Source organism: Paenibacillus flagellatus (assembly GCF_003217775.1).
Classification (GTDB): Bacteria; Bacillota; Bacilli; order Paenibacillales; family NBRC-103111; genus Paenibacillus_AB; species Paenibacillus_AB flagellatus.
The window spans coordinates 115349-131086 of the sequence record NZ_QJVJ01000016.1; the positions used below are offsets into that span (position 1 = coordinate 115349).

General features: G+C 65.8%; 9 protein-coding genes. 2 read left to right on the forward strand and 7 right to left on the reverse strand.

Features of this window, described 5'->3' with window-relative positions; genetic code table 11:
• Positions 1-14 precede the first annotated feature (14 nt).
• Entirely contained in the window at positions 15-3668 is a 3654-nt protein-coding gene (locus DLM86_RS27795) for a glycoside hydrolase family 44 protein (RefSeq protein ID WP_158289693.1), read from the reverse strand.
• Between the two features lie 211 nt (positions 3669-3879).
• Between DLM86_RS27795 and DLM86_RS27800 the strand changes: the two genes are divergently transcribed.
• Positions 3880-4551: a response regulator transcription factor gene (locus tag DLM86_RS27800; RefSeq protein WP_110843334.1), complete on the forward strand. Its 672-nt coding sequence runs from the start codon at positions 3880-3882 to the stop codon at positions 4549-4551.
• Positions 4541-7768, forward strand: a complete 3228-nt coding sequence (locus DLM86_RS27805; RefSeq protein ID WP_110843335.1) for an ATP-binding protein — start codon at positions 4541-4543, stop codon at positions 7766-7768. The genes DLM86_RS27800 and DLM86_RS27805 overlap by 11 nt, the downstream gene beginning before the upstream one ends.
• 67 nt (positions 7769-7835) lie before the next feature.
• Here the strand turns inward: DLM86_RS27805 and DLM86_RS27810 are convergent, their stop codons facing one another.
• From DLM86_RS27810 to DLM86_RS27835, 6 genes are all read right to left on the reverse strand, one after another.
• Positions 7836-8387 carry a GNAT family N-acetyltransferase gene (locus DLM86_RS27810; protein ID WP_110843336.1) on the reverse strand — a complete coding sequence of 184 codons (552 nt, stop codon included), beginning with the start codon at positions 8385-8387 and terminating at the stop codon, positions 7836-7838.
• 518 nt (positions 8388-8905) lie between these two features.
• Positions 8906-10021: a zinc-dependent alcohol dehydrogenase gene (locus DLM86_RS27815; RefSeq protein WP_245954973.1), complete on the reverse strand. Its 1116-nt coding sequence runs from the start codon at positions 10019-10021 to the stop codon at positions 8906-8908.
• 139 nt (positions 10022-10160) lie between these two features.
• A complete protein-coding gene (locus tag DLM86_RS27820) occupies positions 10161-11294 on the reverse strand; it encodes an aminotransferase class V-fold PLP-dependent enzyme (RefSeq protein ID WP_110843337.1) in 1134 nt (377 codons plus the stop codon).
• Between the two features lie 30 nt (positions 11295-11324).
• Positions 11325-12062: an MBL fold metallo-hydrolase gene (locus DLM86_RS27825; protein WP_110843338.1), complete on the reverse strand. Its 738-nt coding sequence runs from the start codon at positions 12060-12062 to the stop codon at positions 11325-11327.
• A gap of 25 nt (positions 12063-12087) precedes the next feature.
• Complete coding sequence (locus tag DLM86_RS27830) at positions 12088-13329, reverse strand: M20 family metallopeptidase (RefSeq protein WP_110843339.1); 1242 nt, start codon at positions 13327-13329, stop codon at positions 12088-12090.
• Positions 13319-15634, reverse strand: coding sequence for a hypothetical protein (locus tag DLM86_RS27835; RefSeq protein ID WP_110843340.1), 2316 nt, complete (start codon positions 15632-15634; stop codon positions 13319-13321). Before DLM86_RS27835 ends, DLM86_RS27830 begins: the two co-directional genes overlap by 11 nt.
• Positions 15635-15738: the final 104 nt, after the last annotated feature.

Sequence of the window (15738 nt, forward strand, 5' to 3'; positions counted from 1 at the left end):
ATTCGAAAGCCGTGTTACGGGTTCCAGACGACGAGCGTCGCGGAACGGGCCGGGAGCCGGACCGACAAGCCGCCGTCCTCGCCGACCGTCGCTTCGCCGGCGGCGGATACGTGCGATTTCGCGTCGAACCGGTACAGCTGCGCTTGGCCGCCGACCGACCCATTCGCGTTCACGTCGGCTTGGCGCGCCACCGTGTCTTTGTTGAACAGCAGCACGTACAAGCGGCCGTCCCGGCCTTCGATCGTATAGGCGCCGACCGCATCCGCGTTGCTCGACTTCGTCCGGACGCTCGTGCCGTCGACCTTCGAGCCTTGGCCGTCGTAGTTCAAATACAGCTTGAACGCGTCCTCGATCGTCGTGCCCGCCTTCATCGCGCCGAAGCGGGTGGCGAGATCGACGCCCTCGCGCCCGAAGATCGCCAGCGCTTCCGCCTGGGCCAAGCCGGCGGTAATGCCGTCGCCGTTGCCGAAGTTGTATTCGGTGATGGCGAGCTTGGCACCCGGCAAGTTGCTCTCGATCATCTCCTTCATCCGCGGAATGAGCCTGATCGGCTCCTGGATCCACGATTCGTCGACGAAGTTCGGGTCGTACAGCGATTTCAGCGACTGGAACCGCCGCTTCGCCGCGATCGGCCCTTCCTCGCCGGACGTCACTACGTTTTCCTGCGGATAGAAGTGTACGTCCAGGTAGTCGACGAGCCGGACGCCGTGCGCCTGCTCATACTCCTTCACCTTTTGCAGGTACCATTCGAGGAACGGCTTGCCGCCGTGCGCCTGACGGTCCGGGCCGTCCGCGCAGTTATCCGCCGACGAATAGAAGTAAGCGCACCAGCCCCAGGACGTCGGTCCGAAAATTTGCGCGTCCGGGTCCTTCTCCTTGATCGCGGCCCCGTATTTCTCCGTGAAGCCCCAAATCTCGTCGTAGGTCGGCGCGTTCGGGTGAACGTCGCGATGCGTCACGTGCCAAATTTCCGGCTCGTTGTCGAGCGCGTAAAAGTTGATCCGGTCTCCCGTGCGGCCTTTCAGATGATCCATCCACCGGGTGACGAAGTCAGGCCCGATCCGCTTGGACGTATCCTCCGGATCGTTGTTCGTGACGAGGTCGCCGTTCGGACGGACGCCGTTGCCCGCATCCCGAAGCTCGTCGGCGCGCGCTTGCTGCGGACCGTACTTTTGCTGCGAGAAGCCGTAGTGGACCGCCCGCTCCTTCGGCGTCCAGCCGATCGTCGGCACGGTAAGCAGCACTTTGCCGTTGTCGGCCAGCACGTCGTCGACGAACTTATCGGACGTGGAGCCGTGCGGGAGCTGCTCCGGATGATCGTTGTCGTACGGATAGTTGATGAAGAACCAGTCCGACGCCCGGTTCGCCACGTCCAGCTCCCAGTTGTACCGGGTCGTGTTGTTGCCGCCCCACCGCTGGACGGGGAAGGCGAGCTCGGAGTCGTTCGGATGCATGTCGTTGAAGTTGATGCCGTAAATGTCCGGGCTCACGACCCGCCGGTCCGCCGACGTGTCGATGCCGATCTTCACCGCCGGAAGCTCCGGCTGGGGCAGCCGGCCCGCCTGCGTATTGCGGAGCAGGTAGACGTCGTCGATGTAGACGGCCGCTTGGTCGCTCTCGGTGCCCGCTTGGAAAATAACGCCGTCGAACTGCCCGTCGGTCAGCCCCATATCCGCAAAATTGACGATGACGCGGCTCCATTGCCCGGCCGGAAGCGATCCCCCCGGCACGTAGTCGGCCAGGTCGATCGCGCCGAGCGCCGTGTAGTTGTCGTAGGCGTGCACCTTCAGCTTCTGCCCGCCGGTCGTCCCGCCGTGAATCCAAAACTCGAGGCCGTAATAGTCGGCGATTTCCCGCTTCGTCTCGCTGCCGAACCAGACGCCGTCCCAGCCGTCCGGCTCGAACTTGACCGACCGGTCGCCGCCGTGCGCCTGCTCGGTATTGGCCAAGTCTTTATCGTGCCAGCTCCGATTGTAGTAGCCGGCGGACAAGCCGTCCTCGTAGACCGATTCCGGAGCGATCTGCGCTACCTGGACGTAGGCGGAAGCCGTGAACGTCTTGTAGGCCGCCGTTATTTTGGCGATCCCCGTACCGTGTGCCGTCAGCGCTCCGCCCTCGACTTGGACGATGTCCGGACGGTCGGACTGCCATTCCGCTTTCGCCGTTACGACGTCCGTCGCTCCCGTCTCGAGAAACGCTTCGGCGTCCAGCCGGAACGTCTCGCCGGGCAGCAGCACGAGCTGGTGCATGTTCATCCGCACCTCCACGACGGCGGGAGGCGCCACGTATTTCTTCACGAGCGCGATGTCGTCGAGATAAACCGCCGCTTGATCGCCGCCGTTCGCCCCGGCGAACAGGATGCCGTCGAAAATGCCGTTCGGCAAGTTCAGGTCGGCGAGCATCAGCTCGACCTTCGACCAGCCGCCGGCCGGAATGCCGCCCGGAATCAAGTCGTCGAGCGACCGCTCCGCCGCAGGCTGGCCGCCGGACAGAAGCGCGAGCTTCACCTTCTGGCCGCCGGTCGCGCCGCCGTTCACCCAGATTTGCAGCTTCTCGAAATCCTTTGTCGAAATAATGCGGTCGCTGTACAAGTACAGCGCGCCGTCCCCGTCCGGCTCGAACCGGATCGAGCGGCTGCCGGAGCGGATCGTCCCGTTCTCCTCCAGGCTGCGCTGCGCCCAGCTGTAATCCGCGAACTGTCCGTTCAGGGCGTCGTCGTATACGTACACGCCGTCGACCGGCTCGATCGGAATGCCCTGGCTCGGCACGTACGGCAGCACCTCGACCGGCAGCAGCGCTTCCGCGCCGCCGTAGACGGCCTTGATCGTCGTCGTCCCCGGCGTCCTGCCGATGACGAGCCCGGCCGACACTTGGGCCACCGCCTCGTCGGCGGACGACCATTCCGCCTCGGGCGTCACGTCGCGGTGCGTCCCGTCGGACAGCGATGCGGTCAGCTGCGTCGGCTGCCGATCCCCCGCGCGAACTTTCGCAAGGGGCTCCGCGAAGCTCAAGCCGACCAGCTGGGGCTGCTGCTGGCCGCCCGGCTGTTGCCCGCCGGGTTGCTGCCCGCCGGGCTGTTGGCCGCCCGGCTGCTGCGTGCCGGTTCCGCCCGAGCCTTTGACGAACGCGATATCGTCGAGGTAGACCGGCTCCTGCTCGCCGTCTCCCCACAGCCAAATGCCGTCCAGCAAGCCGACGGCGCCGACGTCGGCGAGCTTCACGCTCACCTCCGACCATTGTCCGGCTTTCACCCCGCCGGGCAGCAGATCGGAGATTTGGCGCTCCGTCACGCCTTGCCCGCCGAGCGACAGGACGAGCTTCAGCTGCTGCCCGCCGGCCGTTCCTCCGTGAATCCAGAACCGGAGCGAGTCGTACTCGTCCGCGTTCATGATCCGGTCTTTATAAAAATAAAGCGCCTTTCCGCCGTCCGGATCGAGCCGGATCGCCCGGCTCCCTCCATGCACGATGCCCGTCTCCGCCAGATCCGTTTCGGCCCAGCCGTAATCGACGAAATCCGCCGACAGCGCGTCGTCGTAAACGGTAAGCGCCGTACCGGCGTCCGCATTCGCCGCCGGCGGGACAAACGCCGCCTGCGCCGCCAGCAGGGCGCCGGTCAGCGCCAGCGCGACCGAACGAAGCGGCTTCGCCCGCTTTTTCCTTCCCTTCATTCCCATTCTCCTCTCGGCTCTCCAACGTTTTCGGGGTCGCCTTCGCTCCCCTTCCCGTTCATCGTATCGGCGGAAAGATGACGCAGCTAGTGACGGAATGTCATTTCTTTTGTCATAATGGGGGTATGACCATAAGGAAAACGGGGCGAAATGCCGATGTATGGTAGTAGATGCGCCGCACCGATCCCCCAAGAAAGAAGGTTACCGCTTCATGATACGCATCCTCATTGCCGATGACCAAACGCTTCTGCGGGAAGGCTTGCAGACGATATTGAATTTGGAGACGGACATGTCCGTCGTGGCTTCGGCCGAAAACGGGCTGGAGGCGCTGGAGGCGGTCGCCCGCCATCGTCCCACGCTCGTGCTGATGGATATCAAAATGCCCGTCATGGACGGCATCGAGAGCATGAAACGAATCAAAAAGGACTACCCCGACACCGTCGTGCTCATGCTGACGACGTTCGCCGAGGACAAATTCATCGTAAACGCCATGGCCGGAGGCGCGAACGGTTTTCTGCTGAAAGATATGCCGTCCGACAAAATCGTCCAAACCGTCCGCGAAGCGGTCAACGGCGACCTGATCATGCCGGCCCCGATCGCCGCCAAGCTGGCGTCGCGCCTCGCCACGCTGTCCGACGAATCGTCCGACGCCTTCGACGAGGAAGAGCTCAAGCGGCAAGGGCTGAAGCTGACCGAGCGGGAGCGCAAAATCATTTTGCTCATGCTCGAAGGGCATACGAACAAGCAAATATCCGGCGCCCTGTTCATGAGCGAAGGAACGGTCCGCAATTATATCAGCGTCATCTACAACAAAATCGGCACCAGCGAGCGGCAGGCCGCCATCGCCAAGCTGAAGGAGCTGCTGCTGCAAGATGCCAAGTAACCCGCCTCCCTTCCGCAAAGACCGCCGCGGAAGCCTGATCTCCGCGCTCTCGGCGATACTGCTGTCGATCGTCTGCCTCGCCGCGCTGGTCTCTCTGCCGAAAGGGGCTTCGTCCGGCGGCTGGGACAGCCGGTTCATTCCGTACGAGGACTGGAGCGCCCGGTCCGTGGGCGGCTGGCAAATGCTCCGGGGGGAACGGTCCGGGGCGCAGGACCGTTGGGAACCGCTCGACGCCGGGGCGATGGCGGGCCTCGCGGATTACGAAGGGACGCTATGGCTGCGCCGGACCGTGCCGGAGCTGCCGTGGCGCGACCCGTACTTCGTGTTCCGGAACGTCCAAGGGTTGGAAGCGTTTATCGACGGACGAAGCGTCTACGCGTTCAACCCCGACGGCCGGATGCGCTACGTCAACCCGTTCTTCTCGGCCCACCCCGTCCGGCTCGAGCCACAGGATGCGGGCAAGGAGCTGACGCTGCGGCTGCCGTGGGACCGCATGACGCTCATCCGGGGATGGAACGCGATCGGCGAGCGCTCCGTCTTCCTGGCGGCGCAGACGCCGTACGACTCCCGTCTTCTTCTGTACGCCGTTCCTTTGCTGCTGGCGGGAGCCGTGTCCGCGTTCCTGTTCGCGAGGAGGCGGGAGCGGATTTACATGTGGTTCGCGCTGTTCGCCCTTTCCGCCGGCGCCGGATTGTACTGGCTGCGTTCGACACCGCAATGGTTCGGCGATCTTCATGCGGTGTATTATTGGCGGGACATGGCGATCCCGCTTGGCATACTCGGGTTCGTCGGCTTCTACGCCGAAGCGCTGGGGGCGACGTTCAAGCGGATCCGCACGGCGGCCGTCGGCTTCTGGCTCGCCTACTCGATCGCGACCGCAATCGCCGCCGCCACCGACTCGCTCCTTTACCGAAAGCTGCTCGTCGACTATATCCCCTACTGCATCGTACCCGTCTTTTCGGTCGTGACGGTTACGCTGATCCGTCATGTCCGAACGAACCGAACCCCTTCGGTCCGGTGGCTGCTGACGGGCTACGGCGTGCTCGTCGCGTCGTTTTTGAACCATATCGTCATGGTCGCCTCGCCGTCGATGGCGACGACGATTATCCGCCTTTCGCCGAATCTGTACAACAAGCTTCTGGAGGTGCTGCCGGTCGGGCTGCTCGTCTTCATGGGCTGCCTCGTCATGGTGCTCGTGCAGCGGTTTCTGGACGTATACCGCCAATCGGTGCGAAATGCCGAGGAGCTGGCCGCCCAGCACGAAACGCTCGTCCGGATGGACCGGCTGAAGGACGATTTCCTCCGCACGACGTCCCACGAGCTGCGCACGCCGCTGCACGGCATCGCCGGGCTGACCGAGTCGCTGATCGAGGGAGCCGCCGGTCCGCTCGACGACCGGATCCGCGCCGATTTGCGGCTCGTGCTGGACAGCTCGAAGCGGCTGCTGCGGCTCGTCAACGACATTTTGGATTTGTACCGGCTGAAGCACAGCGACATCCGGCTTCAGCCGGAGGCGGCCGATTTGCGGCGCATCGCCGGCGTCGTGCTCGCGATGCTCGCCCCCGCCGCCAAGCGGAAAGGACTGCATACCGAGCTGCACCTCGACGAGGTGCGTCCGTTCGTATGGGCCGACCCGAACCGGCTGGAGCAGATGCTGTACAACCTCGTCGGCAATGCGGTCAAGTACACGGACAGCGGCGTCGTGACGGTCAAGGCGGAGCGGGTCGGGGCGATGATCTCGATTTCGGTCGAGGATACCGGGAGAGGCATCGCACCCGATCAGCTCGACGTGCTCTACGAGCCTTTTGCGGCCAACGACGGAACGGGAGGCGGTACCGGCCTCGGCTTGTCCATCACGAAAAATCTGGTGGAGCTGTCGGGCGGTACGATCGAAGCGAAGTCGGAGGTCGGCCGCGGCACCGTCGTGACGATCCGGCTGCCGGCCGCCGATGAAGCGCCCGAGCAAGTGAGCGGGCCGGAGTCGGCGGAAATGTCGCGCATCGTTCTCGAGGAAGAGCCGGAAACGGCGGCGGCCGGCGCGACGATGGAAGGCGCCGCGATGCCGGACGAATGGGACGGCGAAGCCGAAGCGCCGGTCCTGCTCCTCGTGGACGACGAGCCGGTCAATATCCGGGTGCTGCACAATTATTTGCAGCCCGGCGGCTATCGGCTCGTGCAGGCGAAGGACGGCCCGGAGGCGCTCGCCCTGCTCGAAGGCGGCTCCGTCCGGCCCGACCTCGTCCTGCTCGACGTCATGATGCCGGACATGACCGGCTACGAGGTGTGCCGGCGTATACGCGAGCGATGGGGCCAGAACGAGCTGCCCGTTATTTTGCTGTCGGCACGCAATCGGGTGGCGGATTTGGCGGAAGGCTTCGATTCGGGGGCGAACGATTATTTGCCGAAGCCGTTCGCCCAGCGGGAGCTGTTCGCCCGGGTCGGCATCCAGCTGCGGCTGCTGCAGTTCCACCGGTCGCTCGAGCGGCTCGTCGAGCAGCGGACGAAGGAGCTGGAGGAGGCGAACCGGTCGCTCGCCGGGTCGGTCCGCGAGACGGCGGAGGCGCTCGCCGAGCTGTCCGTGCTCGAGGAGCGCAACCGGATCGCGCACGAAATCCACGACGTCGTCGGCCATACGATGACGGCGGCGATCGTGCAGCTGGAGGCGGCGCGCAAGCTGACCGAGCGCGACCTGCCGAAATCGATCGAGAAACTGGAAAACGCGCAGCGGCTCGTCCGCCGGGGGCTGAACGACATTCGCCAATCCGTCCGGATGCTCAAGGACGAAGGCGCGTCGTTCGACCTCGTCCCGGCGATGAAGGAGCTGATCCGCGAAACCGAGGAAGCGACGGGCGTCGTCGTCGATGCGTCGTTCGGCGATTTGCCGTATTTGAACGGCTTGACCCGGCGCGTGCTGTACCACGCGCTGCAGGAGGGCTTGACCAACGGCATCCGGCACGGACGGTGCCGCCGGTTCGAGTTCGACATCCGCGTCGGCGACGGCGACGTGCGCATGCGGCTGTCGAACGACGGCCTGCCGTTCGCCGACGCGAAGCCGGGGTTCGGCTTGACCGCGATGATGGAGCGGGTGCACTTGCTCGGCGGCTCGGTCCGGATCGGACCGGCCTCGCCCGCCGCCGGCGACGAGGGCGAGCCGGACGGCGGGGCGGACGGCTGCCGGCTGGCCGTCACGCTGCCGGTAACGGGCGGCGGCGGTTGACGGCGCCGGCCGGCGCGGGGCCGAGCCCATGCGCAAGGCGAGACCGGGCCGGGCGTGAGGCCGCCGCTCATAAGAGCCGGCGGCCTCTTCGCCCCGATCGCGCCGGCGGCCGTTCGCCCCGCGGGATCGGCGCCCGCCCGGTCCGGCCGTACCCTCCCGTCGGCGACTCGCCGGACGTATTCAACATTTTGCCCATGCCGAAGCAGCGGAGGACGGGATAGTAGCCTTCCTCCGCATAGCCATGGCGGGCGTAAAACAATCGCGCCCTATCGTTCGTCTCGTCCACGTACAGACGGATCGTCGTGGCGCCGCGGGAACGGGCGTACCGTTCCGATTCCCGAAGCAGCTCCGCTCCCAAGCCTTTTCCTTGGCTGTTCCGATCGACCGCCAGCATGTCGAGGAATACGTCCTTGCCGACTTTCCGGACGGACGCGAAGCCGACCGCGCTCCCCCGTCCCGGGACGGCTACGAACGTCACGTTCCGTTCGAGCCGCCTCCGGACGTCGCTCGGGTCCCACCGCAAGTTGGGCATCGTCCGGAGCGTGTACGGGAACAGCTCCCGCTTGACCAAGTCCAGGATGATCCGGTCGTCCCGCCGCGGATTGCGCTTTCGTATCATGGCTCCCCAGCCTCCCGTCCGTGTCTCCGCCGTTATGCGAACGCGCGGAAGCCGCCCGCCGACGATGCGCCGGGCAAGCTATACGGTAGTGTATGTGGGAGCCTTGCGGTTGGTGAAACGTCTTCCCTCCGCCGTTCCCTCTACTTTTTCCACTTGTTGCTCATGACCCATAGAAACCCTAAAGTCGCCGCCAAAAAGACGACCAGCACCGTCCACTGCGTACCGTTCATATCCGTTCTCCCCACTGTATGCGGCGGTCGTTCGCCCGCCTTGTTTATGGCTATTGTACCGGGAACCGCAGGGAACGTCAAAAGCCGCCCGACGAGGCGGCTTTTGATGTGAGGATCGGGACGAGCGGGAGCGCTTCGTATCCCGCGTCCTTGCCGGGATGGCGGCTAGCGCGGCGGTGCCGGGATGGTGCGCGTTTGTACCTTATTTGCCGTCAATCGGCGCGTGCTCGCAAACCAGCGTACATTTGCACGTTAAATCCGCGCCTCGCCTTGCCGCCCCCTTTCCACCTACGGCTGCAAAACGATTTTGCCGACGTCGACCCGGCCCGCCACGAGATCGGCGAACGCCTCGCCGCCCGCCGCCAAAGGCCGCACCTCGGTCCACCCTTCTTCCGTGATGCGCCCCTCCGTAAGCAGACGTACCGCATCGTGGAAATCTTGATTCGAGTAGCAAAACGACCCGAGCACCTCGATCTCGCTGCGGATAAGATGGTTGATCGGCAGCATCGTCCCGTCGATGCCGAGCCCGATGTTCATCACCGTCCCGCCCGGCCGGACGAGCCGCATCGCCGCCTCCCGCGTAGGCGGAAAGCCGGCCGCGTCGATGACGGCGTCGAGCCCCCCGGCGCCGAACACGTCGCGCACGCGATCGGCGAGGTCCTCCTCGCGCGGGTTCGCCGTCTCGCCGACGCCGAGCGCGGCCGCCATCGCGAGCCGCTTCGCGTTCGTGTCGGCGATCAGCACGCGCGACGCGCCGAGCCGCTTCGCCGTCATCGCGCACAGCAGCCCGATGCCGCCGGCGCCGAACACGAGCGCGCCCGCGAACGGGTGCCGCTCGAGCGCCCGGCGCGTCGCCCGCAGCGAGCAGGCAAGCGGCTCCGCGAGCGCCGCGCGGAACGGGCTCATGCCGGCGGGCACCGGCACGGCCGCGGAGCGGGGAACGTGGACGAGTTCCCCGAACGCGCCCGGCCGGTGGACGCCGACGAGCGACCGCTGCGCGCACAGCTGCGGCAGCCCCCGACGGCACGACGGGCACGCGCCGCACGCGGAGAGCGGGTTGACGACGACCCGCTGCCCGACCGCCAATGGCGGACAAACGGTGTCCGGAAGGGGGACCGCCGCTTCGGCCGCCCTCCCCCCGGAATTCGCCACCCCTTGCGCTTCCGCTCCCGAAGCACCTGTCTCCCCGTCCGCCTCGACCACCGTGCCGCAAAACTCGTGGCCCATGACGAGCGGCGGCACGCGCAGGCTGTTATGGCCCAAGTAGCCTTCGATTTCCGACCCGCATATGCCGACCGCCTCGACCCGGACCGTGACCTCGCCCCGCTTCCGCGCGGGAAGCTCCGTTTCCCGCCATTCCATCCGCTCCGCATCGGTCCATACCAACGCTTTCATCTTTGTCATCTCGGATGGCCTCCTGCCGCAAACCGGCATACCGTTTCGCCCGACTTGCCTCGGTTTCCGTTATTGGATTTCGTTCCCGTTGTCAGCGGATCGCGTCCATCCATAACAGCCCCCCGTTCCCGTACGATCGCACCCTTCGTCAGGACGCGTTCTCCTCCGCGATCGCCGACAGCTGGCGGACGAGCGTGGCCACGTCGTTCGAATCGTTGTACAGATGGATCGAGGCGCGCAGCCGGCCGTCGCCGCCCCATACGTACGTCCCCCGCTTGCGGAGCGTCTCGGCGAGCCGCTCGCCGTCCGGACAGACGAACGAAAGGTTGCCGGCCCGCCGATCCGGCGCGAGCGGCGTCATCGGGGCGAAGCCGATCCGCTTCATTTCTGCGATCAGCTCGCCGCCCAGCGCCAAGACGTGGCGCTCGATGTTGTCGATGCCGACCGACAGCAGCAGCTCGGTCGACGCCTTCATCGCGTACAGCGTCGGGTAGCTCGGGTAGCCGCCCTCGAACCGTCTCGCGTCCGGCATGAACCGGAACGATTCGAACCGGCTCTCGCTGAACATGTCCTCGACGCTTCGCCAGCCGACGTAGCGCGGCCGGAACCGGCCGGCCCGCTCCGGGTTGACCGCGAGGATGCCGGCTCCGTGCCCGGCGAGCAGCCATTTGTACGAGCTCGCCACGACGAAATCGGCCTCGTTCATATCGATCGGCACGACGCCGAGCGACTGCGTCGCGTCGACGAGCAGCAGCGCCTGCGTCTTTTTCAGCCCGGCGTATACGCTTCGGTAATCGATCCGCGCTCCGGACATGTAGCTCACGTGGCTCGTGACGACCATCCGCGTCCGTTCGTCCACCGGCGCAAGCAAATCGTCGGCCGTCACGTTCCATTCGCGGCTCGGGACGACTCGCACCTCTACGCCCGACTCCTTCAAGCGAAGCCAAGGGAGGACGCCCGACGGAAACTCGAGATCGTGCAGGACGATGTTGTCGCCCGCGCGGAAATCGCCCGACGTCGCGATCATCGAGATCGCCTCGGAGGCGTTCGACAAAATGGCGATTTGCTCCGGCCTTCCTCCGAGCATGGCGGCGATATTCCGCTTGCAGGCCAGCTCCACCTCGGCGTTTTGCAGACGGCCGTCCGGGCCGTTCGCGCGGTTGGCGATATAGGCTTTCGCCGCTTCCGCCATGCCGCGCAGCGGAGGCGATTCGGCCCCGCCGTAAAACCAGGTGCGTTGATCCAGGCCGAGAAAGGCGGACCGGTCGATTAAGGCTTCCATTGCATGCGCCTCCTTTTGTCGAAGCAGGGGTTACAGGTTCGGAGGGAGATCGAGCCGCCGGAAGCATTCGTGGGCGCGCTCGACGTGCCGGTACGCTTCCTTCATGACGGGGGCGCCGTGTCCGGCGTACAGGACGTCGAGACGGAGGTCGTGCAGCTTCGCCGTCGTCGCCGCGTAATCCTGGATATGGCAGTCCCAAGTCGACTGGAGGACGATCTTCCCCCCGGCGAAAACGACGTCTCCCGCGAAAATCGCTCTGCCGTCCCCGCCGTCCCACAAGTAGCTGACGTGTCCGCGCGAATGGCCGGGCGTATCGAGCACGGTCAGCTCGAGCTCGCCGACCCGGATGCGGTCGCCTTCCGCGACCGTGCGCCCGACCGGGCACGGAGGGAAGCGGTAGTCCTGCGGGTATGCGCCCGCCGCGATCGCCGCCCGCAGACTGTTCTTCTCCATGTCCCCTCGTTCCAGCCACGGGGCCGCCTCCGCCGCCACGATCACCTCGGCCCCGTACCGGTCGCGGAAATGCCGGGCGCCGGCCGCATGGTCGCCGTGGACGTGCGTGAGGAGCAGCTTCCCGATCTTCTCGGGCGCCACGCCCGCCGCGGCGATATTCGCCTCGATCCACTCCGGCTCCACGCCTCCGCCGGCGTCGATGAGCGCGCATTCGGAACCCCCGTCCAGCAAATAAACGTTGCAATCGATCCAATGCGTCGTCTGCAGGCCGTGCCGCCCGCTTCCGACCAGATGAACGCGCGTTGACAGCCGCATGAGGATGCTCCTCCCAATCCGTAGATCACAGCCGCCCGAACGTTTGCGCGAGCCGCCAATAAAACTCCGCCGCCCGCTCCACGTCGGACACCGGCACCCATTCGTCGTTCGTATGCGCCTGAGCGATCGAGCCCGGCCCGTAGACGATCGACGGGATGCCCTTCAGCTCCTGCAGCTTGCTCGCGTCGCAGCCGTACGTGACGCCGCGCAGGTTGTCGTCGAGGCCGATCGCGGCCGCCGCGGCTTGTGCGGCCCGCACGATAGCCGCATCGTGCGGCGTGTCGAGCGCCCAGTCGAGCAGCAGCCGCTCGACGGTCAGCTTCACGCCTTCGGGCGCAAGCTCCCGACGCAGCCGTTCCGCCAGCTCCCGCTCGACGATTTCCGGTCGCTCGCCCGGGATGATCCGCCGATCGATCTCGATGACGCACCGGTCCGGCACGATATTGATCTGCGTCCCGCCGCGGATCGTCCCGACGACGATCGTCGGGCTGCCGCACAGCGGGTGCGCGCGCGACGCCAGCTCCGGCTCGAGCCGCTCGCGGATGAAGCGGAGGACGCGCATCATCTGCATGATCGCGCTGTCGCCCTCCGCGGGCATCGAGCTGTGCGCCGCCTTGCCGTGCGTCGTTGCGGCCACGCGGACGCAGCCTTTGTTCGCGACGGCGATGCCGAGCTCCGTCGGCTCGCCGACGACGGCGCCGGCGACCGGCAAGCCGAGCTCGAGGAAGGCGAGCAGCCCTTTGTACGCGTGCTCCTCGTCCACCGACGCGCACAGCACGAGATCGCCGCCGACGGCCTCCGGGTTGCGGGCGGCCCGCTCCATCGCGTACAACATCCCGGCGAGCGAGCCTTTCGTGTCGCAAGCGCCCCGGCCGTACAGCCGACCGTCGCGGTACGTCGGCATCAGCGCGTCCGGCATGCCGCCGAGCGTTACCGTATCCATGTGGGCTTCGAGCAGCAGCGTCTTGTCGGGCTTGCCGACGCGAAGCTCGACGATGAGATTGTCCCGGCCGGGAAACACATTCTGCCTCGTCACCGCAAGTCCCGCCGCCCGGCAGCGGCGCTCGACGTAGTCGGCCATCGCCCGCTCGCCTTCTCCCGACTCGTCGAAGTACGGGTTTACGCTTTGGATGCGGATCATGTCTTCCAAGACGGGAAGCGCGGGATGCTTGCCGTTCCCGGGCACGGATGCGTCCCCGTTCCCGTTCGCCTGCCGAATCCCGCTTTCGTTCTCGTCCCCGCCGTGCCCTAGCGCTTCAGTCGCCATACCGTCCTCCTTGCTCCTCCGAAGCCGGCGACGCTCCCGCGGCGATTTCCGCTCGCACGGCCAGCCCGCGCTCGAGCATGGCGATTTTGGCGTCCAGCATCTCCAGATTGTCGGGATATTTGCCGTCGACCCGCAAGCCGATGTTCAGCCACGGCGCCTTCTCCCAGACGGCTCTCGCCGCCCGCGCGTTGTCCAGCTCGGCGGACGCCGCCGCGACCATATCCCGCATCGCCTCCGGGTCGCCGCGATCGGCATACTCCGCTTTCGCCCGCAGAAACCGGTACGAATGCCGCATCGTCGCCATCGTGCGGCTTACCGCCTCGATGAGCAGCTTCTCCTCCGCGAGCGCGATGCGGCCGGCATCGTCGTCCGGCTCCGGCAAGTCGCGGACCAGCGCGTAAGAACGGGCTGCACACGCGGCCGCCGCCTCGTATTCGTCCAGCATGAGCGGGACGAGCTCCCGCCCTTCGTCCGGCCGCACGATCGACGACCAGTACGCGACCGGCAGCTTCTCCAGGACGAGCGAATGCTTCACCTCGCTGACCGTCGTGGAGAACGTCTCCTCCAGCTCCTGCAAGTAGTACAAGTAGCAATGGAACAATTCCGGCACCGGCTCGTCGGGCTCGAATAGCAGCGGATGCGCCGGCCCGATAAATTCCGGCCCTTTGAAATAAGTCGGAATGCACGGCAGACGGGAGACCGCCTCGCTCATCGCCCGCCACGCCTCGATCAGCACAGGGGCGGCGGCGCCGAAGTCGCGGCGGGCCATTCGCTCGATCGCCTCGGCCTGCGGCACATCGGGACGCCACGACGTCCACCAGCCCAACTCCTCCGCTCTCGATCCCCACATGCCGAAAAACATCCACGATTGCAGCACCCCGTCCGGCCGAAGCCCGCTTACGTTGGCCCATTTCTCTCCGAGCCGCTGCAAGGCGGGCACGTACGGGAACTGGATAAATTCCAGGCCGAGCGCCGTTTCGTGCTTGATGAACAGCCGCAGTCCGCGTTCCCGCGTCACCTCCGCCTGTCGAAGCGTATTGTCCGCAGGGCCGGTGTAATCGACGCTGTAGTCCCATATTTGCTTCGAATAGCCGTCCTTCTTGTACCATTGGTCCTTCTCGATCGTCGTCAGCAGCCCGACCTCGGGCGCCATGCCGCGCAGCAGCTCGAGCTGGGCCGGGTCGCCGGACCAGGCGAACGCGCTGTACGGCCATGCAAGTACCGGAACGTCCGGGTTCGCCGCACGAACCGCCTCCCCCGTCACCCGCAGCAGGTCGCCTACCACGTCCTCCGGCTTGCGCGCCGCGCAGCGGGGGCAATTCGTCTTCGTTCCGGCCGGCAGCCCCGTCTTGTCGGGACGCATAAAGCAATGATAGTACGATTCCCCGCCTATGATCAGGATCAGTCCGCCGAGCTCCGGCACCTCCCGGAACAAGCTCGCCATCGTCTCCCCGTGCAGCTCCAAAGCCTCCGCGTCGGAGGAGCACAGATTATGGATCTTCGTCCCGGACTGTCCCGGCGCGATTCTGGCTCCCTTCAAGCCCGGACGGCGGACGAACAGCGGATGGTCTTCGGCGAACTTGGGACTGACCGCCACGTAATACAGCTTCACGCCGTACTTCCCGGCCCGGTCGACGGCATCGCGCAGCGTCGCGATGTTCCGCTCGTAGTCGGGGCTGCTCAGCTCGGGGTATTTCTCGTTCCGGACGTACAAGAGCCAATCCCCGTAAATCGTCATCCCGTTCGCCCCGAAATGGGCGAGCATCCGGAACGCATCGTCGGATAAATAGTCGGCGGACAGGTCCGGCACCAAGTAGTTCGAGCCGAACGGAGCCTGGCTGATCTGCACCGGCCACGACGGCGTCTTGACGATGTCGCCTGCGTCGATGACCGCCGAACCCCGGACGGCGATCTCCCGCTCCGTGTAGACGACGCCCGCCCACAGTCCCCGGGCGTCCTTCGCGCCGATGGTGACGGCATGCGGGCGTGCCGTCCGGCGAAACGCCCCGTCGGGCAGCGCTTCGTCCACCGACAGCGTCACCGTATTGGAAGCGGTTGCGTCGATCCGTACGCTGAGCTTCGAGAGCCCGTCGCGCAAGTCGTCGGCCGCTTCCGCCCAACCGGGCTTGCTGCCGGGGGCGAGCGAAACGCTCCAGCTTCCCCGAAGCGCAATCCGTCCTTCTTCGAGCTCGACCGCCTCTACTCCGGCCTTATACAGACGGTGCGGATCGCGACGTCCGCGATGCAGCGGGTTGCCGTTCGCGCTTTTCAACAAGTCGCGGATCAACAGCGAATTGTGCATCATCAGGAGCCAGCCCCTTTCGGCTTTCGGTGTTCTCACATCAAAGATTATATATAATATATATTATATCGTCAATCGTCTATTTTCTAAATCAAGCAATCACCGAG